The following is a 23,056-nucleotide window of genomic DNA, read 5'->3' as shown; positions in this document are numbered from 1 at the left end:
GTCCCGGCCACGCTATCGCGCCGGGCCGGCGCCGCCCGGGCGGGCTCAGACCCCGGGAACGGTGCGGTGGACCGCGCGGAGGAAGGCCGCGTTGTCCGGGGTGCGGCGGATCCGGTCGAGCAGTGTCTCCAGCGCGTTCTGCGGTTCCCTGGCGTGCAGTGCGCGCCGCAGTCCCCGTACGGTTCGCAACTCGCTCTCCGGCACGAGGAGTTCCTCGCGCCGGGTGCCGGACGCCGGGATGTTCACGGCCGGGTGGATGCGCTTCTCGGCGAGCCGGCGGTCGAGCCGGAGCTCCATGTTGCCGGTGCTCTTCAGCTCCTCGAAGAAGTAGTCGTCGGCGCGGGAGCCGGTCTCCACCAGCGCGGTGGCCAGGATGGTGAGGGAGCCGCCCTCCTCGGCGCGCCGTGCGGCGCCGAAGAACTGCTTGGGGCCGAGCAGGGCGGCCGCGTCGACGCCGCCGCTGAGGGTGCGTCCGCCCGCGGCGGAGGCGTTGTTGTGGGCGCGGCACAGCCGGGTGAGGGAGTCGAGCAGGATGACGACGTCCTGGCCCTGCTCGACCAGCCGCTTGGCACGTTCGACCGCGAGACCGGCGAGTGCGATGTGCTCCTTCGCGGGCCGGTCGAACGTCGAGGCGAGTACCTCGCCCCGCACGGAGCGGCGCATGTCGGTGACCTCTTCGGGGCGTTCGTCGATCAGCACCACCATCAGATGGCACTCGGGGTGGTTCTCGGCGACAGCGGCGGCGATCTGCTGGAGCAGCACCGTCTTGCCGGTCCTGGGCGGGGCGACGACGAGCCCGCGCTGTCCCTTGCCGATCGGTGCGACCAGGTCGACGAGACGCATCGCGGGGCCACCGGACGATGTCTCCAGCCGCAGCCGTTGCCCGGGATGGAGCGGGGTGAGGTCGCGGAAGTGCGGACGGCCGCGAAGGGTCTGCGGGGAAAGGCCGTTGACCCACTCCACGGTGGACAGGGTGCGTGGCCGGTCGCAGAGCCCCTCGACGGCATCGCCCCGGCGCAGGCCGTGGCGGCGGATCAGTGCGGCCGGGACCACCACGTCGCCGGGGGAGGGGCGGTCGCCCCGGACGCGCAGCGCGCCGTTCCCCTGGTGGGTGAGGTCGAGGACGCCTTGGGCCTCCTCAGTGGTCAACTCCTTTTGCAGAAGCGGGAGTTCAAGAGTGCTGGTCATGGAGAGCGGTCCTTTCGCGGACAGGGCGAATGAAGGGGCCGGACGGCGCGGGCGGCAGAGATCACGCCCCGCACGACGGGCGGGAAAGCTCGGACGGAGAAAGCCGGGCCCGAACTGGGTGAGGTGACACGGAAAGCCGGATCGCCGGTCGGAAGGAGACGGGCGTGGCGGCTTCGGAGAGGTGAATCCGGAGGTGAATCCGCACCGGCGCCTCGAATCGAGGCGGACACATGTGCTGATTGCACGGTACCACGGCACTCGGGGCGGGGCGGGGTCGAAGCCCCGATAACCGGTTGCCACGGCATTCACGGAGTGATGTGGTTCTCCGGGCCACCCGCCCGTTCACCCCGTTCCCGACCGGCGCCCCGGGCGCGGAGGAGTCACCTTGTCCCTACGCATCACCGCACTGGCCGACCCCGCCCGGGCCGACGGGAGCCACCGGCTGGCCTGGCTCGCCTCCGATTCGGAGGGCAGCCCGCTCGGCTCGGCGTTCCTGCGCGTCTTCACCCGTGAGGGCCAGGACCACCTCGCCGAACTGGAGGTGCGTGTGCATCCGGCGGAGCGCCGCAAGGGGGTCGGCTCGCGGCTGTTCGACGCGGCGGTCGCCGCCGCCCGCGAGGAGGGGAGGCGCAGCGTCATCGCGCAGGTCGAGGCGGATTCCCCGGGGGACGGCTTCCTGCGGGCCAAGGGGCTGCGCAAGGTGCTGACCCTGACCTACGCAAGGCTCCCGCTGGCGAAGGCCGACACCGGGGCACTGCGCAGGGCCGTCGGGCAGCCGCATCCGGGCTACCGGCTCATCTCCTGGGACGGCACCGTCCCGGACGAGCTCGCGCCGACGTTCGCCGCGTCCCGCCGGGCCATGGACGACATGCCCATGGACGACACCGACTTCGGCACGGTCGTCTGGGACGTGGACCGGGTCCGGTCCGTGGCGGCGGTCGTCGCGGCACGCGGCGACCTGCTCCACACGGTCGCGGCGGTCGACGAGTCCGACGCCACGATCGTGGGCTTCACGGAACTGGTCGTCCCGGGCGAGGGCAGGGGCGACGCCCAGCACTACGGCACCGGAGTCCTCCCCGAGCACCGCGGGCACGGCCTCGGCCGCTGGATGAAGACGCGGTCCATCCTCCAGGCCCGCGAGAGCCACCCGGGCCTGGAGGGGCTGCTGACGGACACCGCCGACAGCAATACGTACATGCGGCGCATCAACGACGAGCTCGGCTACGAACCGACACACAGGTCGGTCGAGTACCAGCTCGACCTGTAGGAGCGGCCCGTCCGGTGGCCGGGGCGAGGCCCCGGCCACCGGCCTTCCTACGGATCAGGCCGTGCCCCGGAACGCGGCCAGGATCCGCTCGGCCGCCAGGGTGGCCGTCAACTCGCCGTCCCGTACGCGCTGTTCCAGCTCCGGAGTGAGCGCACGCACCTCCGGATGGCCGCGCAGACTCTCCAGCAGCTCGTCCCGCACCATCGTCCAGGTCCAGTCGACCTGCTGGTCACGGCGGATCGCGGCGAGCCGGCCCGTCGATTCCAGCAGCGCGCGATGCTGCTCCAGCCGCTCCCACAGCGTGTCGAGACCGGCCGACTCACGGGCGCTGCACGTGAGCACCGGAGGTGTCCACGCCGCGTCCACCGGGTGCATCAGCCGCAGCGCACCCGCCAGTTCACGCGCGGCCGCGCGGGCGTCGCGCTCGTGCGGGCCGTCCGCCTTGTTGACCGCGATCACGTCCGCCAGCTCCAGTACACCCTTCTTGATCCCCTGGAGCTGATCGCCGGTCCGGGCCAGCGTCAACAGCAGAAACGTGTCGACCATGTTGGCCACCGCCGTCTCCGACTGCCCGACGCCGACCGTCTCCACCAGGACCACGTCGTACCCCGCGGCCTCCATCACCACGATGGACTCCCGGGTCGCCTTGGCCACCCCGCCGAGGGTCCCGGCGGTCGGGGACGGGCGCACGAACGCCGCCGGGTCCACCGCGAGCCGCTCCATCCGGGTCTTGTCGCCCAGGATGGAGCCGCCCGTACGGCTGGAGGACGGGTCGACGGCCAGCACCGCGACCCGGTGCCCGAGTCCGGTGAGCAGGGTGCCCAGCGCGTCGATGAAGGTGGACTTCCCGACCCCCGGCACGCCGCTGATGCCGATCCGCCGGGCGGCGCCGGAGTGCGGCAGCAGCTCGCGCAGCAACCGCTGGGCCAGCGCCCGGTGATCGGGGCGGGTGGACTCGACGAGAGTGATGGCGCGCGCGATGTGCGCCCGCTTCCCGTCGAGCACCCCCTTCACATAGCTGTCGATGTCGATCTTCGGAGCCATCGGGTCAGCGGCTCACAGCTCGTGGCCGAGCGCGGCACCGAGCCGCGTCACCAGGTCGTACGCGGCATCCGGAATGACCGTGCCGGGCGGGAACACGGCCGTCGCGCCCGCCTCGTGCAGCGACTCGACGTCCTGCGGCGGAATCACCCCGCCCACCACGATCATGATGTCCTCACGCCCCTCGGCCGCCAGCTCCTCACGGAGCGCCGGCACCAGCGTGAGGTGCCCGGCGGCCAGCGAGGAGACGCCCACGATGTGCACGTCCGCCTCCACCGCCTGCCGCGCCACCTCGGCCGGCGTCTGGAACAGCGGGCCGACGTCGACGTCGAAGCCCAGGTCGGCGAAGGCCGTCGAGATCACCTTCTGGCCGCGGTCGTGGCCGTCCTGCCCCATTTTGGCGACCAGGATGCGCGGACGGCGCCCCTCGGCCTCCCCGAACCTGTCCACCAGTGCCCGGGTCCGGTCCACGGAAGGGGATTCACCTGCCTCGTTGCGATACACACCGGAGATCGTACGGATCTGGCCCGCATGCCTCCCGTACACCTTCTCCAGGGCGTCCGAGATCTCGCCCACGGTCGCCATCGCGCGGGCCGCGTCGACGGCGAGAGCCAGCAGATTGCCTTCGAGACCGGGGCCGGGCTCCCGCTCGGCCGCCGCCGTGAGCGCGTTCAGTGCCGCCCGGCAGGCCGGCTCGTCGCGCTCCTCGCGCAGTCGGCGCAGCTTCTCGATCTGCTGGGCGCGCACCGACGAGTTGTCGACCTTGAGCACGTCGATCTGCTCATCGCTCTCCACCCGGTACTTGTTCACCCCGATCACCGGCTGACGCCCCGAGTCGATCCGCGCCTGGGTGCGGGCCGCGGCCTCCTCCACCCGGAGCTTCGGAATGCCCGCGTCGATGGCCTGCGCCATGCCGCCCGCGGCCTCGACCTCCTGGATGTGCTGCCAGGCCCGGCGCGCCAGGTCGTACGTCAGCTTCTCCACGTACGCGCTGCCGCCCCACGGGTCGATCACCCGGCCGGTGCCCGACTCCTGCTGGAGCAGCAGCTGGGTGTTGCGGGCGATCCGGGCGGAGAAGTCCGTCGGCAGGGCGAGCGCCTCGTCGAGCGCGTTGGTGTGCAGCGACTGGGTGTGTCCCTGGGTGGCCGCCATCGCCTCCACACAGGTCCGGGTGACGTTGTTGAACACGTCCTGTGCGGTCAGAGACCACCCCGAGGTCTGCGAATGGGTGCGCAGCGAGAGCGACTTGGCGTTCTTCGGCTCGAACTCCCCGACCAGCTTGGCCCAGAGCAGCCGGGCCGCCCGCAGCTTCGCGATCTCCATGAAGAAGTTCATGCCGATCGCCCAGAAGAACGACAGCCGCGGTGCGAACGCGTCCACGTCGAGACCGGCGTTGCGCCCGGCCCGCAGATACTCCACACCGTCCGCGAGGGTGTACGCCAGCTCCAGGTCGGCCGTCGCACCCGCCTCCTGGATGTGATAGCCGGAAATGGAGATCGAGTTGTAGCGCGGCATTTTCTGCGAGGTGTACGCGAAGATGTCGGAGATGATCCGCATCGAGGGCTTCGGAGGATAGATATAGGTGTTGCGGACCATGAACTCCTTCAGAATGTCGTTCTGAATGGTCCCGGCCAGTTTCTCGGGCCCGACGCCCTGTTCCTCCGCCGCCACGATGTACAGCGCCAGTACGGGGAGCACCGCGCCGTTCATCGTCATCGACACCGACATCCGGTCCAGCGGGATGCCGTCGAAGAGCTGCCGCATGTCGTAGATCGAGTCGATCGCCACGCCTGCCATGCCGACATCGCCGGTCACTCTCGGATGGTCGCTGTCGTAGCCGCGGTGGGTCGGCAGGTCGAAGGCGACGGAGAGACCCTTCTGCCCGGCCGCGAGGTTGCGGCGGTAGAAGGCGTTGGACTCCTCGGCGGTGGAGAACCCGGCGTACTGACGGATCGTCCAGGGCTGGTTGACGTACATCGTCGGGTACGGGCCCCGCAGATACGGGGCGATGCCCGGATACGTGCCCAGGAAGTCGAGCCCTTCGAGGTCGTGCCCGGTGTACAGCGGCTTGACCGCGATGCCTTCCGGGGTCTCCCACAGCAGGTCGCCGTCGGAACTGCCGGAGGACTCCTTCACCGAGGTGCGCCACCGCTCCTCGGACACCTCGGCGGCGGCGCCCGGACCGAGCTCGATGCCGGAGAAGTCAGGGATACGCATTACGCCACATCCATACGGTCGAGAAGGGAGGAGAGCACGGCCACCACATCGGAGCCCGCGAAGACGTACTCGTCGACGCCGGCGTATCCGCCGGGCCGGCCCGCGAGGAACACCCGCAGCGCACCCGCCGAACCCAGCGCCCCGGCGACCGCCGCGGCCTGCTCGGCGTAGAGCGCGTCGCTGGAACACAGGCACGCCACGGTCGCCCCGCTGGCCCTGAACGCGTCGGCGGCCGAAGCCGCGTCGACCGCGACCGGTTCGTGGACCGGCTCGATGCCGCCCGCCTGGAAGAGGTTGGCGGCGAACGACGCCCGCGCGGTGTGCGCCGCGGCGGGACCGAGCGCGGCGAGGAAGACCCTCGGCCGCTCCCCGGTCGCCGCGAGGTGCGCGTCCGACCGGGCGCGCAGCGCCTCGAACGCCTCGTCGCGGCGGACCCTGGGCAGACCGCCCGAGGCCGCGGCCGGTCCGGCCGGGGCCGGTTCCCGTTCCACCGGCCGCTCCGACAGCTGCGGGAACTCGCTGACCCCGGTGATCGGCTCCTTGCGACGCGCCAGATCCTTGCTGCGCGCCGCCCAGGTGGCCGCGAGACGCTCGCCGATCATCCCGGAGCGAAGGGCGGCGGCCTGGCCGCCGGAGCCTTCGATCTCCTGGAAGAACGACCAGGCGGCGTCGGCGAGTTCGGCGGTGAGCCGCTCCACGTACCAGGAGCCGCCCGCCGGGTCGATGACCCGGGCCAGGTGCGACTCCTCCAGCAGGATCGTCGACGTGTTGCGGGCGATGCGCCGGGCGAACGCGTCCGGCAGGCCCAGTGCGTGATCGAACGGCAGCACGGTGACGGAGTCGGCGCCGCCGACACCCGCCCCCAGGCAAGCCAGCGTCGTGCGCAGCATGTTCACCCAGGGGTCGCGCCGCGTCATCATCACCGACGACGTCACCGCGTGCTGGCGCTGGGCACCGGCCCCGGCGGCCCCGCACACCTCGGCCACCCGGGACCACAGCCGGCGGGCGGCCCGCAGCTTGGCGATGGTGAGGAACTGATCGGCGGTCGCCGCGTACCGGAACTCCAGCTGCCCACAGGCGTCTTCGACCGACAGGCCGGCCTCCGTCAGCTCCCGCAGCAGGGCGACACCGGTCGCCAGCGAAGCGCCCAGTTCCTCGGCCGCCGAACCGCCGGCCTCGTGGTACGGCAGCGCGTCGACGGCCAGCGCCCGCAGCCCGGGAAACTCCCGCGCGCACCGCTGTGCCCAGTGGACCGCGGCCGACAGATCGGGCTCGGCGCCGGTCCGGGCGGCCGCCCCGAACGGGTCCGCGCCGAGGCTGCCGCGCACGCTCGCCAGGTCGATGCCCCGCTCCGCGCAGATCCGCAGCAGCTCCGTGGCCGCGGCGTCGGTCTCACCGCCGGCATCGAGCACCACGGGGGCCAGATCGAGGTAGACGCCGTCCAGGGCCCCCGCCAGCGCGGACACCGGAACGCCCGTGGCACCGCCCACGGCCAGCCACAGCGAGGTGACGCCGTTCTCCAGATCCGAGAGCACCGCCTCGTTGAGACGCGCGGGGTCCGCGAGGCCGTGCCGTTGCCGTACGTCCCAGCCGCCCGCCGCGTTGCCCTCGGGCTTGCTGCCGCGGGTGAAGGGGGCGAAGCCCGGATATCCGGCATCGGGCGCGCTGTCGCGCGAGGTGTAGAGGGGGCGGGTGATGAGCCCGTCCTCCACCGTGGTGGACAGTGCTTCCTCGGCGGCCGAACCCTCGGCGTCCTTGCCCGACTTGCGCAGCACGCCTTCGACGAGGCGCTGCCAGTGCTCATGGGCGGGGGCGGGGAATTCGGCGGCCAACGAAAGCCCGTCGGCAGGCAGGACCGTCATGCCCAGATGCTAGGTCAGGGTGCTTGAGGGCAGCATGGCTTCCGCTTGTGACCTTGCCCTCTCCGGAGCGCACTTGATCCTTCACCCACCGTCGCGTAGACGGCCGGCCACCGCGTGCGGGTGAGGATTGTGCCGGCCGGCCCGTGCCGCGGCCCTGCGGGAATCCCCGGTCCCGGAATTCGAGGGCCTTCTTGCCGGTCCGCGTGCCGAACGGCGTCGCCCTTCGGTCGGTTTCCCGCAAAGGAAACCGCTATTGGTGTGGTGTCCCCCTGACCAGGATGGAGGCGGTTGCGATTTCACATTTACATTGTCTTTGCCGGAGCCTCCGATCGATTCCGTCCGGCGTTTTACTTTGTCGATTTCCCGACCGCATGCGACGTTTGATCCGGCCAGGTCGAATGAATTCGGATACCCGTCGGGAAAAAGGGGAAGTTCATCGTGCAGACAGCCAGGGCCGTCCCGGCATCCACCGTCCTCAACCTGCGCGACCTGGGCGGCATCGCCCTGGGCCCGGATCACCGGGTCCGGGCGGGTGCCGTGCTGCGGTCCGGTCAGCTCAGCGGACTGGACGCGGCGCAGGACTCGCAGGTGGCCGCGCTCGGCATCCGCACCGTCGTCGATCTGCGGACCGCGGACGAGCGCGCCGCGGCACCCGACCGGCTGCCTCCCGGGGCCCGGCTGTTCGTCGCCGATGTGCTCGGGGACAACCCGGGTGTGGCGCCGGCCCGGCTGCGTGCGCTGCTCACCGACCCCGTCGAGGCGGAGCGGACGCTGGGGGGCGGGAAGGCGGAGGGGCTGTTCGCGGACACCTATCGGCAGATGGTGCTCTCGCCGGGTGCGTCCGCCGCCTACCGGGCCTTCGTCGAGACGGTCGCCGACGAGCGTGCCCGCCCGGTGCTCTTCCACTGCACGGCGGGCAAGGACCGTACCGGCTGGGGCACCGCCCTTCTCCTGATGATGATCGGTGCGTCACGTGATGTTGTGCGCGCCGAGTTCCTCGCGGTGAACCCGGTGCTGCGGGCCGCTTTCGCGCCCTATGTGCAGGACTTCCTCGACGCGGGCGGCGAGCCGGAGATCGCATCCGCGATCACCGAGGTCCGTCCGCGCTACCTCGACACGGCGCTGGACGCGGTGGAGGAGAGGTGGGGAGGGCTCGACGGCTATGTGCGCGACGGTCTGCGCATTCCCCCGGCGGCGGTGGAACGGCTGCGCGACGGACTGGTGGTGCCCGCCTGAGCGGCGATCAGGTCGTTTCCTCCTCCCGCGGATCCTCGGGGCGAGAGGTGCCCCAGGGTTGACTTGATACCCCCAGGGGGTATGTTGTGAGGCATCGGGAAGCGCTGCCTCCCGGTCGACCCGATGGAGGAAACCGTCATGAACAACGCACTGAGGATCACCGCCTTCGCCGCGGCGCTGGCCGCGACCTTCGGGACCGCGTACGGAGTGGGCAAGGGTGTCGACCCGCTGGTGGCCGCGGAGGACCGTCCCGCGGGGCGGCACGGTGGTCACGGCGGGGGAGGGGGCGGCGGAACGAAGGCGGCGGCGGACCACGCGCCCGGTGGACTGCAGGTGTCCGAAGGCGGCTACACGCTGGCCCTGGAGACGCCGACGGTCCGGGCCGGGGCCCGCTCCGAGATCCGGTTCGCCGTCAAGGACGACAACGGGCGCAAGGTCACCGCGTACCGGCGTGAGCACGGCAAGGAGTTGCACTTCATCCTCGCCTCCACCGACCTCACCCAGTACCGGCATCTGCACCCCGTCCGTGGTGCCGACGGCACCTGGTCGACGCCGGTCGACCTCCCCGAAGCCGGCGGCTACCAGGTGTTCGCCGACTTCACCCCGGCCGCGGCGGGTGCCGAGAACCTCACTCTGGGAGCGGATCTGGCCGTCTCCGGCGCCTATCGTCCCGCCGCTCTCCCCGTCCCGGGCGCCACCGCCGAGGTCGACGGCTACCGCGTCACGCTCGGAGGCGAACTCCGTGCCGGCCGGGCCGGTGAACTCAAGCCGTCCATCAGCAAGGACGGCCGTCCCGTCACCGATCTGGAGCCCTACCTCGGCGCGTACGGGCACCTGGTCGCCCTGCGCTCGGGCGACCTGGCCTATCTGCACGTCCACCCCAACGAGGGAGGCCCGGGTCCGGTGGTGTCGTTCACCGCGACGGCGCCCAGCGCGGGCACGTACCGGCTCTTCCTCGACTTCAAGCACGAGGGCAAGGTGCGCACGGCGGCGTTCACCGTCCGCGTGGGGGAAATGGAGAACGGTGGCGGTGCGCACGGGGGGAGCGGGACCGGGGAGCCCGCCGCGCACGCCCACTGACGCGCGCGGTTGGCGCACCGGAACGGCCCTGTGGCAGGGCGCGTTGCACAGAGGTGGGCGAGGGCGTGCCGGATTCCTCCTCGGCCCCTGGGTATCGTGGAAGGACCGGATCTCGAATCCTCCGAGAGGGGCGCACGTTGACCGAACGCAAGCCTGCGGGCGTCAGCTTCGAATCATGGGTCGACAAGCAGATCCGGGAGTCCGAGCAGCGGGGCGGCCTCTCGCAGTTGCCGGGATTCGGCAAGCCGCTCGAAAGCCTCGGGGCTCCCTACGACGAGAACTGGTGGATCAAGCAGAAGATGCAGCGCGAGGGGGTGTCGGTGCTCCCGCCGACGCTGGCCCTGCGCAAGGAGGCGGAGGACGTGGCCGAAGCCGTGGCCCGGGCGCGGACGGAGGCCGAGGTACGGCGCATGCTGACCGAGGTCAACGAGAAGATCCGGGCGGCCATCAGGCGGCCGCCGCCGGGACCGTTGCTGAACCTCAAGCCGTTCGACATCGACGCCGTCGTCGACGAATGGCGTGCCGCGCGCGATCACCCGTAGCCTCGATCGGCTCGCGAGTAGGTGCACGGCAACCGGATGCGTAATACTCCATCCATGAAATCGAGCATTACGCGCCGGGGTGGCGGGGAGCGACGGGAGACCGTGTGCATCAGGCGGGCCACCGCCCGGGACGCGAAGCGGCTCACCCGGCTGGTCAGGACCTCCCGCGCCTACGAGGGGCAGTACGCCGCCATGGTCGCCGGATACCGGGTGGGTCCCGACTACATCGAGGCCCATCGGGTCTTCGCGGCCGTGGAGCCCGGCACCGAGCGGGTGCTGGGTTTCTACTCGCTCGTTCTCGAGCCGCCGGAACTCGACCTGATGTTCGTCGCCGACGACGCACAGGGACTCGGCATCGGGCGGCTCCTCATCGGGCATCTGCGTGCCGAGGCGGAGAGTGCCGGCCTCACCGGAGTCCGTGTCGTCTCGCACCCGCCCGCCGAGGGCTTCTACCGCAGTGTGGGTGCCCGGCGTACCGGCACCCTGGCGGCCAATCCGCCCGCGGTGATGTGGGACCGGCCCGAGCTGCTGCTGCCGGTCGCCTGATCGGGCACGGCGGGGTCCGGCCGGGACCCGTGCGCGAGTCCCGGCCCGACTCCCTTCTCAGGACGCCGTGTTACGAGGGGAAGCCGCCGTACGGGCGTGTGATGATCTCCATGGCGTGACCGGCGGGATCGAGGAAGTACACGCCCCGGCCGCCGTCGTTGTGGTTGATCTCGCCCGGATGCTTCCTGTGCGGATCCGCGAAGTACTCGATCCCGAGCTCCTTGATTCGGGCGTACGCGGAGTCGAACTCCGCCTCCGTGATGAGGAAGGCGTAGTGCTGCGCGGTGATCGAGGCTTCGGGAATGGTCGCGAAGTCCAGTGTGACGCCGTTCCCGGTGGTGACCGGGATGAACGGGCCCCACTCCTCGCCGATTTCGAGCCCCAGTATGTCCGCGAGGAACTCGGCGGACTTCCGGTTGTCCCGGGAGTGGATGATGGTGTGATTCAACTCGACTGACACTGTGGAATGCCTCCAACGGGCATCTCACGGGCACCTCCACGCCTCACCCGGCCGGTGACCGACGCGCGATGCCGTTACCGAAATCCTAGGTGAGGTCGAACTGATCGTCGAGGCCCGGTGAACGATCCGGCCACCATCCCGGCACCGGTGACCGGTTACGGTGGGGGAGGGGGGAAGGTGAAGTACTCCGGGTATCCGGACGGAGGCTCCCGGTGACCTCGACAGCACGTCCTCCCGACGGTCAGGGCCGCGACGACGGCCGCCACGAGACGCCCGAGGAACGCGCGGACCGGCGGTGGACCGATCTGCTCCAGGAGCTGCGCGTGGCCCAGACCGGCGTCCAGATCCTGTTCGGCTTTCTGCTCGCCGTCGTCTTCCAGCCCCGTTTCGCCGCACTCTCGGACACCGACCGCACCATCTACGTGGTCACCGTGATGTTGGGAGCCGCCACCGCCGCCGCCCTGATCGGGCCCGTCTCGTACCACCGGCTGCTCACCGGCCGGAGGCTCAAGCCGCAGACGGTCACCTGGGCGTCGAGAATGACCGTGCTCGGTCTCGTCCTGCTGTTCTGCACGATGTGCTCCGCGTTGCTGCTCATTCTGCGGGTGGCCCTGCACAACTCCGTCGCCCTGTGGCTGGTGGGAGCCATGGCGCTGTGGTTCCTGGTCTGCTGGTTCGTCTTCCCGGCCATGGCGCTGGCCCGCTCGCACGGGAGATGACCGCGGCCCGGCCACGCGAACGGCGCGGTCAGCCGGGTTCGTCCGCCGCCGGCCCCTGCAGGTCCGTGACCGTGAAGAGGCCGCCGTCCGGATCCAGCAGGGTCGCCTCGCTGCCACGGGGCAGGGTCCGCAGCTCGACCAGGCCGCCGCCGCGCTCCCTCGCCGCCGCGACCGTGGCCGGCACATCGGTGACGGGGAAGTGCACCTGCCAGTGCGGGCGGACCAGTGGGTCGGGTGCCGCCTCCACCGCGCCGGAGCTGATCCGGGCGAGCCGCCGCCCGTCGCATTCGATGATGACCTCGTCCTTGTCGTACGACACCTCGCAGCACCCCGGGCGCCCGCTCGCCCAGTCGAGCACCTCTCCGTAGAAGATCGCGGCGTCGAAGGCGTTCCTGGTGTGCAGACGCAGCCAGGCGTGCGAGTGGCCGTTCGGCGCGGGCGGTGAGGTGGCCGGCTCGATCCGCTCCCAGATGCCGAACACCGCACCGTCCCGGTCCGCCGCCAGCGCCCCGCGCCCCTTGCCGAGAGCCATCGGCCCGACGGCGACCGTGCCGCTGCGCTCACGGATGCGTGAGGCGGCCGCGTCGGCGTCGGGGACGGCGAAATAGGGCGTCCAGGCCACGGCCACCCGGTACGCGGTCGCCACCGCACCGATCCCGGCGACCGGTACGTCGCCGCGTCGTGCGACCGAGAACTCCTGCCCCAGCTTGCCCGGGCGGAAGGTCCACCCCAGCACAGCGGTGTAGAACGCCTGGGCCGATCCCAGATCGCGGGTCATGAGGTTGACCCAGCAGGGCGCTGCGGATCCGGTCAGCGGCGCCGGTGTCGGCGCCCTCCCCGGGTGGCTTCCGGTCATGGTCCTACTGCCTTCATCGGTTGCGAGGTCTGCGTACGCCCGTGGCCGACGGGCCTCACCAGCCTCACCGGGGGCGGCCGACCCCGCAACACCACGCGATGCCCCCACCGCGTACCGGCGCCGGGAAGCCCGCGGCGTCAGTCGCGTTGCTCGTCGGTCTCGCGGGGGATGGGCTCGTTCCCGTGGTCACCGAGTTCGTACGGCGAGAGTCCCCGGCGGTCGGGCGGGAAGTGGTCGTCGCCGTGCACATCGCGTTCCTCGATGTGGCTGCGGTGGTCCGGCCGTGGTGGCTGCTCGTCGGGTCTGGGCGGTGGCAGCTCCTCGGCCCGGCGCCGCCTCCCGAGCCAGACGGCACCGATCAGCACGGCCACCAGCACCACTCCGACGATGCCCATCACCGACCCGGTGGCCCCCCGCCCGTCGGCGAAGGTGAGGGCCAGCGAACTCAGGTCTGCGTTCGAAACGTCCATGCTTGCCGGATACCCCGAGGCGGAGTCCTCACTCGATAATTCACATGAATTCATGTTTTAAGTGGATATGACTTGAAAGGCGTTTCGCTCCGGGAGGCCGTGATCCGTTCGAATTCCGGTGGTCTCGTGTCGCCGTCGCCCTGCCGCGGGGTGAGCCTGGAGACATCCCCGAATCGCCCCAGGGGCACGGAGCGGAAGGAACCGCGGTGAACACCATCAAGGAGAAGCAGACGGAGGACAGCGGGTACGTCGAGGAGGTCTCGGTCGTCATCAGCGGGTGCGAGAAGGCCGACGCGCGGATGGTCTTCGATGTGCTGCGGGCCGCGTTCACCACCGACCGGGCCTCGGTCGACGTGCCGCAGCACATCGCGGGCAGGCGCCCCACCGCATGGGTGGTGACCGTCGACGTCACCGAGGCGAGGGTGGTCTCCGGGCCGGTCGCGCTCGGCGCGCCGGTCAGCGTCGATGTGCAGGGCGGTTACTGGGCGGTGGAGCGGCTCCGCCAGAGCCTGGCGCACGCCTTCGACGTCAAGGTCGTCGGGACCGTCTCCGGCGACCAGGAGGAAGAGGTACGGCTGCGCCTGTCCAGCCGGTAGACCGATGGGCCGACAGGCCGAGGGATCGCGGCCCGGCGGCGGAGCAATGGGACCGGAAGCCACCGCACGTCTGGTAGAAAACGGGCAAAAGGCCACCCCTGAAAGGTGCGAGTGCGTGGACCCCTCTCGCGGGCGGGACGACGGTGCACAACAACCGGCAGCGACCGGTGACCGTTCCACCCTGACACTGCAGATCAACGGAACCGAGCGGACGCTCACGCTCGATCACCGCACCACCGTCCTGGACGCCCTGCGCGAGCACCTCGGCCTCACCGGTGCCAAGAAGGGCTGCGACCACGGACAGTGCGGGGCGTGCACCGTCATCGTCGACGGGCGGCGCGCCAACAGCTGCCTGCTGCTCGCCGTCGCTCACGACGGCGCCGCCATCACCACCGTCGAGGGGCTCGCCGACGGCGAGCGGCTCCACCCGCTCCAGGAAGCCTTCCTGGACCGCGACGCCCTGCAGTGCGGCTACTGCACCCCCGGCCAGCTCTGCTCGGCCCTCGGCATGCTCGGCGAGGCCGCGGACGGCTTCCCGTCCCACGTCACACCCCGGCGCGCGCCCCTGTCGGCCCCGGCACCGCTCGGCGCCGACGAGATCCGCGAGCGGATGAGCGGCAACCTGTGCCGTTGCGGCGCCTACCCCCGTATCGTCGAGGCGATCGAGGACGTGGCGCCGTGAAGCCCTTCGCCTATCTCCGTGCCCGGTCCGCCGACGAAGCGGTCCAGGAGAGCGCCGCCCGCCCCGACGCCGTGTTCCTCGCCGGCGGCACCAACCTCGTCGACCTGATGAAGCTCGGTGTCGAGGGTCCCGAGCTGCTCATCGACATCAGCCGGCTGCCACTGGACCAGGTGGCCGACACCGCGGACGGCGGCCTGCGGATCGGCGCGACGGCGCGCAACAGCGACCTGGCCGCCCACCCCGCGGTACGCACCCGCTACCCCGTCCTGTCCCAGGCGCTGCTGTCCGGCGCCTCCGGGCAGCTCCGCAACACCGCCACGACCGGCGGCAACCTGCTGCAACGCACCCGCTGCCCGTACTTCCAGGACACCTCCAAGCCGTGCAACAAGCGGGAACCCGGCACCGGCTGTCCCGCCCGCGACAGCACCCAGCGCGACCTCGCCGTACTCGGCCACTCCGAGCACTGCGTCGCCACCCACCCCTCCGACATGGCCGTCGCCCTGTCCGCCCTCGACGCCACCGTCCGGCTGCACGGACCGGACGGCGAGCGGACCGTGTCCGCCACCGCTTTCCACCGCCTGCCGGGCGACACCCCCGACCGGGACACCGAGATCAGACCGGGCGAACTCATCACCGAGGTGGTCCTGCCACCGCGCCCCGACGGCGCCGCCTCCCTCTACCGCAAGGCCCGCGACCGCGCCTCCTTCGCCTTCGCCCTCGCGTCCGTAGCCGCCGTACTGAGCGTCCGGGCCGGCCGGATCGAGCACGCGGCGCTGGCCTTCGGCGGACTCGCCCACCGGCCCTGGCGCGCACACGCCGCCGAGAACGTGCTCCGGGGCGCACCGGCCACCGACGAGACCTTCGCACGGGCCGTGGACGCCGAACTCACCGCCGCCCGCCCGCTGCGCGACAACGCGTTCAAGGTGGGCCTCGCCCGCAATCTGGCCGTCGACGCACTCGCCGAACTCGCCGCCGACAGCTGACCGACCGCACCGACGCCGACCCCTGCCGTGAGGACCCCGTCATGAGCCAGGCCCCGCCGCCACTGGGCACCCCCGTCGTCCGCCGTGAGGGCCGGGACAAGGTCACGGGCACCGCCCGCTACGCCGCCGAGCACACCCCGCCGGGGTGTCTGTACGGCCGGCCCGTCCCCGCCACCGTCGCCCGCGGCCGCATCGACGCCATCCGCGCGGAAGAGGCCCTGGCCCTGCCGGGCGTGCGTGCCGTACTCACCCATGAGAACGCCCCCGGGCTGAAGGAGCCCGACGACCCGATCCTCGCCGTCCTCCAGAACGACCGGGTCCCGCACCGGGGCTGGCCCGTCGCGCTCGTGGTGGCCGACACCCCGGAGGGCGCCCGCGCCGGGGCGCAGGCGCTGCGCATCACGTACGAGAGTGCCGGGCACGACGTCCTGCTGACCGAGGACCACCCCGGCCTGTACACCCCGGAAACGGTCAACGGCGACTACCCCGCCGTCCGTGAACGTGGCGACACCGACCGGGCCTTCGTCACGGCACCCGTACAGATCGACGCCACCTACACCGTCGGCGCCCTGCACAACCACCCCATGGAGCCGCACGCCACGACGGCGTGGTGGGACGAGAACGGGCACCTGACCGTTCACGACTCCAGCCAGGGTTCCACCACGGTCCGCGACAGCCTCGCCACCGCGTTCGGGATCCGGCCCCAGCAGATCACCGCGGTCTCCGAGCACGTCGGCGGCGGCTTCGGCTCCAAGGGCACCACGCGCCCGCAGACCGTGCTGGCCGCCATGGCCGCGCGCCACACCGGGCATCCCGTCAAGATCGCGCTGCCCCGTCGCCAGATGGCCGCCGTGGTCGGTCATCGCGCCCCCACCGTCCAGCACGTCCGGCTCGGCGCCGACCTCGACGGCAACCTCACCGCCATCGACCACGAGAGCATCACCCACACCTCCACGATCAAGGAGTTCGTGGAGCAGGCGGCCGTTCCGAGCCGGATCATGTACGGCTCCGCCACCAGCCGTACCGCCCACCGGGTGGTCGCCCTGGACGTACCGAGCCCCTCCTGGATGCGCGCACCGGGCGAGGCCCCGGGCATGTACGCGCTGGAGTCCGCCATGGACGAGCTCGCCTCGGCCCTCGGCATGGACCCCGTCGAACTGCGCATCCGCAACGACCCGGCGAACGAACCGGACTCCGGCCGGGCCTTCAGCAGCCGCGGCCTGGCCGCCTGCCTGGAGAAGGGCGCCGCGCGCTTCGGCTGGTACGACCGCGATCCGCGCCCCGCGATCCGTGAGGAGGGGCCGCTGCTGCTCGGCATGGGCGTCGCCGCCGCCACCTACCCCGTGTACATCGCCCCCTCCAGCGCCTCGGCGCACGCCGCCCCCGACGGCTCGTACCGCATCCGGGTCAACGCCACCGACATCGGTACCGGCGCCCGCACCGTGCTCGCGCAGATCGCGGCCGACGCCCTGGATGCCCCGGTGGAGAACGTCCGCACCGACATCGGCAGCAGCGAGCTGCCCGACGCCCCGCTGGCGGGCGGATCGTCGGGCACCGCCTCCTGGGGCTGGTCCGTGCACAAGGCATGCACCATGTTGCGGCGGCAGCTGGACGAGCGCACCGGCCCGGTCCCCGCCGACGGACTCACCGTCACCGCCGACACCCAGCAGGAGACCGCGAAGGCATCCCCGTACGCACGCCACGCGTTCGGTGCGCACTTCGCCGAAGTCGCCGTGGACTCACGGACCGGAGAGGTGCGACTGCGGCGGATGCTCGGTGTCTTCGCCGCCGGACGCATCCTCAACTCCCGTACCGCGCGCTCCCAGTTCATCGGCGGCATGACCATGGGGATCGGCATGGCGCTGACCGAGGCCAGCACCATGGACCCCGTCTTCGGCGACTTCACCGAGAGCGATCTCGCTTCCTACCACGTGCCGGCCTGCGCCGACGTGCCGGAGATCGAGGCGCACTGGATCGACGAGGAGGATCCGCATCTCAATCCGATGGGCAGCAAGGGCATCGGCGAGATCGGCATCGTCGGCGCCGCCGCGGCCGTCGGCAACGCCGTCCGGCACGCCACCGGTATCAGACTGCGCAGCCTCCCGCTCACCCCGGACACGCTGCTGCCGTACCTCCTGTGACCTGGGCGGTCGTCCCCTGTGTTGCGCGACCGGTGCGGCCGGGTCACCCTGTTGAGTGACCCAGAAGTGACATCTGCTCACTCTTCGTGTTCGGGGGTTGTTGTTCAACGGGGCGAAGACAAGTGGGCCTCGATGTGAGGAGCCTCGACGATGACCGTTCCACTCGACCGGCACTATCTGGTCGAACTCCAGGTTTCGGCAGAGCGTGTGTCCCAGCTGCGGCGAATAATCGCGGCACACCTCCGCCATTGGAGTCTCGAACTCCATATCCGGCCGGTGTGCCGGGGTGTGGAGGAGCTGCTGACCAATGTCCACCGGCATGTCGGTGACGACAACAACTGCGTCGTCGAACTCCGCTGGTCCGGGCGGCATCTCACGGTCTCCGTCGCCGACAACGGCTCGGGGATGCCGCGGCTGCTCAGCGCCGGTGGCGGCGGCCTGAGCCGGGTCATGGCCCTGAGCGACAGCTGGGGCACCTGCCGCACGCCCGAGGGCAAGGTCGTCTGGTTCACCCGGTACGCCGAGGAGCCGTACAGCGTCGGCCTCGCGCCGCTCCCGCCGCTGCCCGGTGTGCGCGAGTTCCGCCGCTCGCCCGCGGTGGTCGTCGCCCCCGTCGCCGAGCCCGTGACGGCAGCCGACCCCGCTCTCGTCTGAGCCGGGACACCGGGACCGCCGGCTCCGGTACCCGCCGAACGCTTCCCCCCACCGGCGCGGACGACGTGCGCACCGCACGCGCGGACCGCGCCGGCCGGGTGTCCGCCCGGCGGGGCCCGCGTTGCGGCACGGCGTACGGCGCGGCACGGTCGAAGAACCGAGTCAAGGAGGACACGGGCATGCCCATCGCGACGGTCAATCCCGCGAACGGCGAAACCCTCAGAACGTTTCAGGCACTGGACGAGGCGGGGATCGAGCAGCGGCTCGACGCCGCCGAGACCGCGTTCAAGCAGTACCGGACCACCGGATTCGCCGAGCGGGCCCGCCTGCTGAACCAGGCCGCCGTGCTGCTGGACGAGGACCAGCGGGACATCGCGCGCACCATGACCGTCGAAATGGGCAAACCCGTCAAGGCGGCCCGCGCGGAGGCCGCCAAGTGTGCCAAGGCGATGCGCTGGTACGCCGCCCACGCGGAGGAACTCCTCGCGGACGAGCATCCGTCCGCCGCCGATGTGCGGGACTCCGGAGCCTCCCGGGCCTACGTCCACTACCGGCCGCTCGGCGCCGTGCTCGCCGTGATGCCGTGGAACTTCCCGCTCTGGCAGGTCGTACGGTTCGCCGCCCCGGCCCTCATGGCGGGGAACGTCGGCCTGCTCAAGCACGCCTCCAACGTCCCGCAGACGGCGATGTATCTGGAAGGGCTGTTCCGCCGGGCCGGATTCCCGGCGGGATGCTTCCAGACCCTGCTGGTCGGGTCGGGGGCGGTCGAGACGATCCTGCGGGACCGCCGGGTCGCGGCGGCCACCCTCACCGGCAGCGAACCGGCCGGCCGCTCCGTCGCGTCGATCGCCGGCGACGAGGTGAAGCACACCGTCCTGGAGCTGGGCGGCAGCGACCCCTATCTCGTCATGCCGTCGGCGGACGTCGCCAGGGCCGCCCGCACCGCCGTCACCGCGCGGGTCCAGAACAACGGGCAGTCCTGTATCGCCGCCAAACGGTTCATCGTGCACACGGAGGTGTACGAGGAGTTCGCCGAACGGTTCACCGTGGGCATGAGCGATCTGACGGTCGGCGACCCGATGCAGGAGTCCACCGACATCGGACCGCTCGCCAGCGAACAGGGCCGCACCGACCTGGAGGAGCTGGTGGACGACGCGCTCCGGCAGGGCGCCAGCGCACTGTGCGGAGGCGGCAGACCCGACGGCCTGGACCCGGAACTGGAGCACGGCTGGTTCTACGCCCCCACCGTCCTCACCGGCATCACCCCCGCCATGCGCATCCACCGCGAGGAGACCTTCGGCCCCGTCGCCTCGCTCTACCGGGCCGAAGGGCTGGACGAGGCCATCGCGCTCGCCAACGACAGCCCCTTCGGCCTGAGCTCCAACGTATGGACCCGCGACCCGGGCGAGGCGCGGCGCTGCGTACGCGACCTGGAGGCGGGCGGTGTCTTCTTCAACGGAATGACGGCGTCCCACCCCGCGCTGCCCTTCGGCGGGGTCAAACGCTCCGGCTACGGTCGCGAGCTCGCCGGGCAGGGCATCCGCGCATTCTGCAACGCGACCACGGTCTGGTACGGCCCCGAGCCCGTCGGCACCACCTCCTAGAGCTTTTCGGCTGGAGACATCCATGAGCAACGCCCCCGGCCCGGCGGCCCCGTCCGGCCCGTCCGACGAGGAGATCTCGGCACTGGACGCGCACTGGCGGGCCGCCAACTACCTCGCCGTCGGCCAGATCTATCTGATGGACAACCCGCTCCTGACCCGGCCGCTCGCCCGGGAGGACATCAAGCCGCGCCTGCTCGGCCACTGGGGCACCTCGCCCGGACTGAACCTGGTCCACACCCACCTCAACCGTGTCATCCGGTCCCGAGGCATCCAGGGTCTGTGCGTCTGGGGCCCCGGCCACGGCGGACCCGCCGTCCTCGCCAACTCCTGGCTGGAGGGCAGCTACTCGGAGACCTACCCCGACGTCGGCCGCGACGCCGAAGGAATGGGGCTGCTGTTCAAGCAGTTCTCCTTCCCCGGTGGGGTGCCCAGCCACGTGGCACCGGAGACACCCGGCTCCATCCACGAGGGCGGCGAACTCGGTTACGCCCTCACCCACGCCTACGGGGCCGCCCTCGACCACCCCGAGCTGCTCGTCACCTGCGTCATCGGGGACGGCGAGGCCGAGACCGGACCGCTTGCCGCGTCCTGGCACTCCAACAAGTTCCTCGACCCGGTGCACGACGGAGCCGTCCTGCCGGTCCTCCACCTCAACGGCTACAAGATCGCCAACCCGACCGTGCTGGCCCGCCTCCCCGAGACGGAGCTCGACGCCCTGCTGCGCGGCTACGGACACGACCCCCTGTACGTCGGCGGCGACGACCCGGTCGGTGTCCACCGGGCGATGGCCGCCGCGATGGACCGGGCCGTCGACCGGATCCGTGAGCTCCAGGCCGGCGCCCGCACCGGCGGCGACACCGGCCGCCCGCACTGGCCGATGATCGTGCTGCGCACCCCCAAGGGCTGGACCGGCCCGGCGGAGGTCGACGGGGTGCCCGTCGAGGGCACCTGGCGCGCCCATCAGGTCCCGCTGCCAGGGGTCCGGGACAACGAGGACCATCTGCGACAGCTGGAGGAGTGGATGCGCTCCTACCGGCCCGAGGAACTCTTCGACGCGTCGGGGCGGCCCTGCCCCGAGGTGCTCTCCTGCGTGCCCGAGGGCGACGCCCGGCTCGGCTCGACGCCGTACGCCAACGGCGGTCTGCTCCTGCGCGATCTGCCCATTCCGCCGCTCGACGACCACGCCGTCGAGGTCGGCAGACCCGGCACGGTGCTGCACGAGCCCACCCGGGTGCTCGGAGGTCTGCTGGAGGCCGTCATGGCCGCCACCGCCGAGCGTCGCGACTTCCGCGTCGTCGGCCCCGACGAAACCGCGTCGAACCGGCTCGGCGCGCTCTACGGCGCCACCGCCAAGGCCTGGCAGGAACGGATACTGCCGACCGACGAGCACCTCGCCCGCGACGGACGCGTCATGGAGGTGCTCTCCGAGCATCTGTGCCAGGGCTGGCTGGAGGGCTACCTCCTCACCGGCCGGCACGGCCTCTTCTCCTGTTACGAGGCGTTCGCCCACATCGTCGACTCGATGGTCAACCAGCACATCAAATGGCTCAGGACATCCCGTCGGCTGGTCTGGCGCCGCCCCATCGCCTCGCTCAACTACCTGCTCACCTCGCACGTCTGGCGCCAGGACCACAACGGCTTCTCGCATCAGGACCCGGGCTTCGTCGACCACATCCTCAACAAGAGCCCCGAGGTCGTACGGGTCTATCTGCCGCCGGACGCCAACACCCTGCTCTCGGTCGCCGACCACGCGCTGCGCAGCCGCGACTACGTCAATGTGATCGTGGCCGGAAAGCAGCCCTCCTTCGACTGGCTCACCCTCGACCAGGCCCGCGCGCACTGCGCCCGCGGCGCCGGTGTGTGGGAATGGGCGGGCACGGAGGACGGCAGCCGCGAACCCGACGTGGTGCTCGCCTGTGCCGGGGACGTACCCACACTGGAGACCCTGGCCGCGGCGGACCTGCTGCGCAGGCATCTGCCGGAGCTGGCGGTGCGGGTGGTCAACGTGGTCGACATGGCGCGGCTGCTGCCCCGCGAGGAGCATCCGCACGGGATGCCGGACTCCGAGTACGACGCGGTGTTCACCCGGAACACGCCGGTGATCTTCGCCTACCACGGCTATCCGTGGCTGATCCACCGGCTCGCCTACCGGCGCGCGGGTCACGCACAGCTGCATGTGCGCGGCTACAAGGAGGAGGGCACCACCACGACACCCTTCGACATGGTGGTCCGCAACGACCTGGACCGCTACCGGCTGGTCATGGACGTCATCGACCGGGTGCCCGGCCTCGGCGTGCGCGCGGTGGCGGTACGCCAGGCGATGGCGGATGTCCGCACCCGCCATCACGCCTGGATCCGTGAACACGGCACGGACCTGCCGGAGGTGGCCGACTGGACCTGGAGCGGCTGACCCCGTCCCGGTGCCTTCGAGGTGGGCTCAGCGGCCGACCGCTCGTGCCAGCTGGGCCTTCGTCATGGTCGACCGCCCGTGGATGTTCTTCTTCCTCGCCTCTTCGTAGAGCTGGTCGCGGGTCGGTCCTGCCGCCCCGCTGTGGGAGCGCAGACCGCCGCGCCGCGAGGACGACATGTCCTCGATGGAGGTACGGCTCGCCGTCCTCGACTCACCGGCGCGGGCACGTGCCTTGTTGACCGTACGGGCCGCGATCTCCTCGGCGCGCTCCTCGCTCACCCCGCGCTCCTGCGCGCTCTCCTTGATGTGCTCGTACTGCCGCTCCCGCTTGGCGTCGGATCCGCGTGGCATGGTGCGGTCACCTCTCTCTCCGGGACCTGCCCGTGGGGCCCGGCGGGCCCCTCCCCAGTTTCCCAGCGACGCCCCGGGCCCGCATGCCTGAGGCACGATGGACAGGACGGAGGAGTGCTCGGCCGCACCTCTCCGGGCCGGCAAGGCGGAC

General features: G+C 71.4%; 21 protein-coding genes. 13 read left to right on the top strand and 8 right to left on the bottom strand.

Annotation, left to right across the window (positions count from 1 at the left end):
• Positions 1–45: 45 nt before the first annotated feature.
• A complete protein-coding gene (gene rho, locus ACWCPY_RS13185) occupies positions 46–1,188 on the bottom strand; it encodes a transcription termination factor Rho (protein WP_451264382.1) in 1,143 nt (380 codons plus the stop codon).
• Between the two features lie 385 nt (positions 1,189–1,573).
• On the opposite strand from rho, the gene ACWCPY_RS13180 reads away from it, so the two are divergent.
• Positions 1,574–2,455, top strand: coding sequence for an N-acetyltransferase family protein (locus ACWCPY_RS13180; protein WP_451264381.1), 882 nt, complete (start codon positions 1,574–1,576; stop codon positions 2,453–2,455).
• A 54-nt stretch (positions 2,456–2,509) separates the two neighbouring features.
• Here the strand turns inward: ACWCPY_RS13180 and meaB are convergent, their stop codons facing one another.
• Genes meaB through mutA form a run of 3 tightly spaced genes read right to left on the bottom strand, consistent with a single transcriptional unit; the run spans position 2,510 to position 7,575 of the window.
• Positions 2,510–3,499 carry a methylmalonyl Co-A mutase-associated GTPase MeaB gene (gene meaB, locus ACWCPY_RS13175; RefSeq protein ID WP_451264380.1) on the bottom strand — a complete coding sequence of 330 codons (990 nt, stop codon included), beginning with the start codon at positions 3,497–3,499 and terminating at the stop codon, positions 2,510–2,512.
• A 12-nt stretch (positions 3,500–3,511) separates the two neighbouring features.
• Complete coding sequence (gene scpA, locus ACWCPY_RS13170; protein ID WP_451264379.1) at positions 3,512–5,713, bottom strand: methylmalonyl-CoA mutase; 2,202 nt, start codon at positions 5,711–5,713, stop codon at positions 3,512–3,514.
• A complete protein-coding gene (gene mutA / locus ACWCPY_RS13165) occupies positions 5,713–7,575 on the bottom strand; it encodes a methylmalonyl-CoA mutase small subunit (RefSeq protein ID WP_451264378.1) in 1,863 nt (620 codons plus the stop codon). Before mutA ends, scpA begins: the two co-directional genes overlap by 1 nt.
• A 438-nt stretch (positions 7,576–8,013) precedes the next feature.
• On the opposite strand from mutA, the gene ACWCPY_RS13160 reads away from it, so the two are divergent.
• The 4 genes from ACWCPY_RS13160 to ACWCPY_RS13145 all read left to right on the top strand — a co-directional run bounded on the left by ACWCPY_RS13160 (position 8,014) and on the right by ACWCPY_RS13145 (position 10,979).
• The gene (locus tag ACWCPY_RS13160; RefSeq protein WP_451264377.1) at positions 8,014–8,811 is read left to right on the top strand and encodes a tyrosine-protein phosphatase; all 798 of its coding nucleotides are present in this window, start codon (positions 8,014–8,016) and stop codon (positions 8,809–8,811) included.
• Positions 8,812–8,949: 138 nt separating this feature from the next.
• The gene (locus ACWCPY_RS13155) at positions 8,950–9,891 is read left to right on the top strand and encodes a hypothetical protein (protein WP_451264376.1); all 942 of its coding nucleotides are present in this window, start codon (positions 8,950–8,952) and stop codon (positions 9,889–9,891) included.
• A 137-nt stretch (positions 9,892–10,028) separates the two neighbouring features.
• The gene (locus tag ACWCPY_RS13150; protein WP_451264375.1) at positions 10,029–10,433 is read left to right on the top strand and encodes a DnaJ family domain-containing protein; all 405 of its coding nucleotides are present in this window, start codon (positions 10,029–10,031) and stop codon (positions 10,431–10,433) included.
• 54 nt (positions 10,434–10,487) lie between these two features.
• Positions 10,488–10,979 (top strand): GNAT family N-acetyltransferase, encoded by a 492-nt coding sequence (locus ACWCPY_RS13145; RefSeq protein ID WP_451264374.1) that lies wholly within the window; start codon positions 10,488–10,490, stop codon positions 10,977–10,979.
• 70 nt (positions 10,980–11,049) lie between these two features.
• Here ACWCPY_RS13145 and ACWCPY_RS13140 read toward each other — a convergent pair whose 3' ends face one another.
• Positions 11,050–11,439, bottom strand: coding sequence for a VOC family protein (locus ACWCPY_RS13140; RefSeq protein WP_451264373.1), 390 nt, complete (start codon positions 11,437–11,439; stop codon positions 11,050–11,052).
• A gap of 212 nt (positions 11,440–11,651) precedes the next feature.
• Between ACWCPY_RS13140 and ACWCPY_RS13135 the strand changes: the two genes are divergently transcribed.
• Positions 11,652–12,158 (top strand): DUF6328 family protein, encoded by a 507-nt coding sequence (locus tag ACWCPY_RS13135; protein WP_451264372.1) that lies wholly within the window; start codon positions 11,652–11,654, stop codon positions 12,156–12,158.
• A 28-nt stretch (positions 12,159–12,186) separates the two neighbouring features.
• Here the strand turns inward: ACWCPY_RS13135 and ACWCPY_RS13130 are convergent, their stop codons facing one another.
• Positions 12,187–13,014 carry a VOC family protein gene (locus ACWCPY_RS13130; protein WP_451264371.1) on the bottom strand — a complete coding sequence of 276 codons (828 nt, stop codon included), beginning with the start codon at positions 13,012–13,014 and terminating at the stop codon, positions 12,187–12,189.
• Between the two features lie 137 nt (positions 13,015–13,151).
• A complete protein-coding gene (locus ACWCPY_RS13125) occupies positions 13,152–13,484 on the bottom strand; it encodes a DUF6479 family protein (protein ID WP_362438899.1) in 333 nt (110 codons plus the stop codon).
• 206 nt (positions 13,485–13,690) lie between these two features.
• Between ACWCPY_RS13125 and ACWCPY_RS13120 the strand changes: the two genes are divergently transcribed.
• The 7 genes from ACWCPY_RS13120 to ACWCPY_RS13090 all read left to right on the top strand — a co-directional run bounded on the left by ACWCPY_RS13120 (position 13,691) and on the right by ACWCPY_RS13090 (position 22,554).
• Positions 13,691–14,080 (top strand): hypothetical protein, encoded by a 390-nt coding sequence (locus tag ACWCPY_RS13120; protein ID WP_451264370.1) that lies wholly within the window; start codon positions 13,691–13,693, stop codon positions 14,078–14,080.
• A 115-nt stretch (positions 14,081–14,195) separates the two neighbouring features.
• Positions 14,196–14,762, top strand: coding sequence for a 2Fe-2S iron-sulfur cluster-binding protein (locus ACWCPY_RS13115; protein ID WP_451264369.1), 567 nt, complete (start codon positions 14,196–14,198; stop codon positions 14,760–14,762).
• A complete protein-coding gene (locus ACWCPY_RS13110; RefSeq protein ID WP_451264368.1) occupies positions 14,759–15,745 on the top strand; it encodes an FAD binding domain-containing protein in 987 nt (328 codons plus the stop codon). Before ACWCPY_RS13115 ends, ACWCPY_RS13110 begins: the two co-directional genes overlap by 4 nt.
• A 41-nt stretch (positions 15,746–15,786) precedes the next feature.
• Positions 15,787–17,886 (top strand): xanthine dehydrogenase family protein molybdopterin-binding subunit, encoded by a 2,100-nt coding sequence (locus ACWCPY_RS13105; protein WP_451264367.1) that lies wholly within the window; start codon positions 15,787–15,789, stop codon positions 17,884–17,886.
• A gap of 150 nt (positions 17,887–18,036) precedes the next feature.
• Entirely contained in the window at positions 18,037–18,540 is a 504-nt protein-coding gene (locus ACWCPY_RS13100) for an ATP-binding protein (protein WP_451264366.1), read from the top strand.
• A gap of 179 nt (positions 18,541–18,719) precedes the next feature.
• Positions 18,720–20,144, top strand: coding sequence for an NADP-dependent succinic semialdehyde dehydrogenase (locus ACWCPY_RS13095; RefSeq protein ID WP_451264365.1), 1,425 nt, complete (start codon positions 18,720–18,722; stop codon positions 20,142–20,144).
• Between the two features lie 22 nt (positions 20,145–20,166).
• Positions 20,167–22,554 (top strand): phosphoketolase family protein, encoded by a 2,388-nt coding sequence (locus ACWCPY_RS13090; RefSeq protein WP_451264364.1) that lies wholly within the window; start codon positions 20,167–20,169, stop codon positions 22,552–22,554.
• A 27-nt stretch (positions 22,555–22,581) separates the two neighbouring features.
• Here ACWCPY_RS13090 and ACWCPY_RS13085 read toward each other — a convergent pair whose 3' ends face one another.
• Positions 22,582–22,905: a plasmid stabilization protein gene (locus ACWCPY_RS13085; protein WP_451264363.1), complete on the bottom strand. Its 324-nt coding sequence runs from the start codon at positions 22,903–22,905 to the stop codon at positions 22,582–22,584.
• Positions 22,906–23,056: the final 151 nt, after the last annotated feature.

Source organism: Streptomyces sp. NPDC002403, assembly GCF_053593015.1.
The sequence above is the reverse complement of the archived record's forward strand: the minus strand, read 5'-3'. Positions and strand labels throughout refer to the sequence as shown.

Coding starts and splice junctions, on each gene's coding strand:
- ACWCPY_RS13090 (WP_451264364.1), top strand. CDS start 20,167: ATGAGCAACGCCCCCGGCCCGGCGGCCCCGTCCGGCCCGTCCGACGAG.
- ACWCPY_RS13085 (WP_451264363.1), bottom strand. CDS start 22,905: ATGCCACGCGGATCCGACGCCAAGCGGGAGCGGCAGTACGAGCACATC.
- meaB (WP_451264380.1), bottom strand. CDS start 3,499: ATGGCTCCGAAGATCGACATCGACAGCTATGTGAAGGGGGTGCTCGAC.
- ACWCPY_RS13105 (WP_451264367.1), top strand. CDS start 15,787: ATGAGCCAGGCCCCGCCGCCACTGGGCACCCCCGTCGTCCGCCGTGAG.
- ACWCPY_RS13145 (WP_451264374.1), top strand. CDS start 10,488: ATGAAATCGAGCATTACGCGCCGGGGTGGCGGGGAGCGACGGGAGACC.
- rho (WP_451264382.1), bottom strand. CDS start 1,188: ATGACCAGCACTCTTGAACTCCCGCTTCTGCAAAAGGAGTTGACCACT.
- ACWCPY_RS13130 (WP_451264371.1), bottom strand. CDS start 13,014: ATGACCGGAAGCCACCCGGGGAGGGCGCCGACACCGGCGCCGCTGACC.
- mutA (WP_451264378.1), bottom strand. CDS start 7,575: ATGACGGTCCTGCCTGCCGACGGGCTTTCGTTGGCCGCCGAATTCCCC.
- ACWCPY_RS13100 (WP_451264366.1), top strand. CDS start 18,037: ATGACCGTTCCACTCGACCGGCACTATCTGGTCGAACTCCAGGTTTCG.
- scpA (WP_451264379.1), bottom strand. CDS start 5,713: ATGCGTATCCCTGACTTCTCCGGCATCGAGCTCGGTCCGGGCGCCGCC.
- ACWCPY_RS13125 (WP_362438899.1), bottom strand. CDS start 13,484: ATGGACGTTTCGAACGCAGACCTGAGTTCGCTGGCCCTCACCTTCGCC.
- ACWCPY_RS13155 (WP_451264376.1), top strand. CDS start 8,950: ATGAACAACGCACTGAGGATCACCGCCTTCGCCGCGGCGCTGGCCGCG.
- ACWCPY_RS13095 (WP_451264365.1), top strand. CDS start 18,720: ATGCCCATCGCGACGGTCAATCCCGCGAACGGCGAAACCCTCAGAACG.